The 2028-nt window shown below is 45.2% G+C and carries 2 protein-coding genes; both read left to right on the forward strand.

The features are described 5' to 3' along the window. Positions 1–438: 438 nt before the first annotated feature. A complete protein-coding gene (gene bchL, locus P5683_RS13630; RefSeq protein ID WP_006624178.1) occupies positions 439–1305 on the forward strand; it encodes a ferredoxin:protochlorophyllide reductase (ATP-dependent) iron-sulfur ATP-binding protein in 867 nt (288 codons plus the stop codon). 35 nt (positions 1306–1340) lie between these two features. Continuing rightward, positions 1341–2028 (forward strand): DUF5331 domain-containing protein (locus P5683_RS13635; protein WP_315669452.1); only part of this gene is annotated, 688 nt, incomplete at its 3' end.

The following is a 2028-nucleotide window of genomic DNA, read 5'->3' on the forward strand; positions in this document are numbered from 1 at the left end:
TTTCCCATCATCATTGCGGGGTAATGGTGGGTCAGAAGTCAATTATCCCGTTTCCCATCATAACTATCCCTATATGACGCACCCTACTAATTTGTTTATTGTAACTCTTTTTATATAAAAAAGGCATAAATTTTGATAAAAGTTCATAAATAGACTTGAGCTTTGATGAGAAACGATAAAAAATTCATATATAACTCATAGACTGCCATACTCTGTTTTTCGAGCATAAATGAATTGATAGCCTCTTTCCATTTGGGGAAAATTCATCAATAATGGCAATCAAGAGGGACAGCGATGTGATCGGGTGAGACAAAAACCGTACTACCTGAAATAGCGATCGCCACCCCGACAAAACCAAAGATAAAAAACTTGGGATGCTGAGTTAGTCCCAACTACTCAGCCCCATTATGGAAAAACCACGCCGCAGGAGAAAAAATCGTGAAACTCGCAGTATATGGGAAAGGTGGAATTGGCAAATCAACAACCAGTTGCAATATTTCCGTGGCCCTAGCCAAACGGGGTAAAAAAGTCCTGCAAATTGGCTGCGATCCCAAACACGACAGCACATTTACCCTCACAGGGTTCCTAATTCCTACCATTATTGATACCTTGCAGGAAAAAGACTATCACTATGAGGATGTATGGCCCGAAGATGTCATCTATAAAGGCTATGGCGGCGTTGATTGTGTAGAAGCAGGTGGTCCCCCGGCTGGTGCTGGCTGTGGTGGCTATGTAGTGGGAGAAACCGTTAAACTTCTCAAAGAACTAAATGCCTTTGATGAATACGATGTCATCCTGTTTGATGTTCTTGGGGACGTGGTTTGTGGTGGTTTCGCCGCCCCCCTAAATTATGCTGACTATTGCATGATTGTCACCGACAATGGCTTTGATGCCTTATTTGCGGCTAATCGCATCTCCGCTTCTGTGCGGGAAAAATCTCGGACTCACCCCCTACGGTTAGCCGGTTTGATCGGAAACCGGACTTCTAAGCGGGATCTGATTGATAAATATGTTGAGTCGGTCCCTATGCCAGTTTTGGAGGTATTGCCGCTAATTGAAGATATCCGGGTATCTCGGGTTAAGGGGAAAACCCTGTTTGAGATGGCGGAAACTGACCCATCCCTAAGTTATGTCTGCGATTACTATCTGAATATTGCTGATCAAATCTTGTCTCAGCCGGAGGGTGTAGTTCCCAAAGATGCGCCAGATCGGGAATTGTTCTCTCTTCTGTCTGATTTTTACCTCAATCCAACCAAGCCTTCTGTTCAAACTCAGGAAGATGAGCTAGACCTGATGATGGTTTAATAAGTCTAGCTACTCAGGATAAGGAATAAGAGGTTATGGCTTTCTTCCAGGAGTTTACTACTGCCCTGAAACAAAAATGGTTAGACTACTATCAGGCTAATCGTGAATGGTTGGTTTTACAAATGGACATCAGTTCCATTCCCACCCCGGATGGAGGTAGAAGGCCATCCTCAGCCCTAATCTTGGGGACTATCAACGCCTTGGACCCAGAAGCGGCTCTGTTGATGTTCCCCTTTTCCAAACTTAATCCAGATCCAGAAAAGTTGATTGAGGTTCTGGGTTTACATTTTGACCCAGATCATGAGCTGGTTAGGATTTCTGATTCACCTGATCAGCCTCCGGTGTCTCAAGAACCTGTAAAGGCTGCGCCGGGAGACCATCCTCCCCAAGTTATAACACCTGAACCAGAGCCAGAGGAAGAATTAGTTAGCGATGGCTTAGATGATGCTCAGCAAAAATTAGACCTCCTTGATGGTGCTACCGATGACTTAGCCAGCGACGACATGGATTTAGGTCTCGGTGATGATGCTACCGATGACTTAGCTACCGATGACATGGATTTAGGTCTCGGTGATGATGCTACCGATGACTTAGCCACCGATGACATGGATTTAGGTCTCGGTGATGCTGGGGATGACTTAGCCACCGATGACATGGATTTAGGTCTCGGTGATGCTGGGGATGACTTAGCCACCGATGACATGGATTTAGGTCTCGGTGATG

The sequence above is a fragment of the Limnospira sp. PMC 1279.21 genome (assembly GCF_032349615.1).
GTDB lineage: Bacteria > Cyanobacteriota > Cyanobacteriia > Cyanobacteriales > Microcoleaceae > Limnospira > Limnospira fusiformis.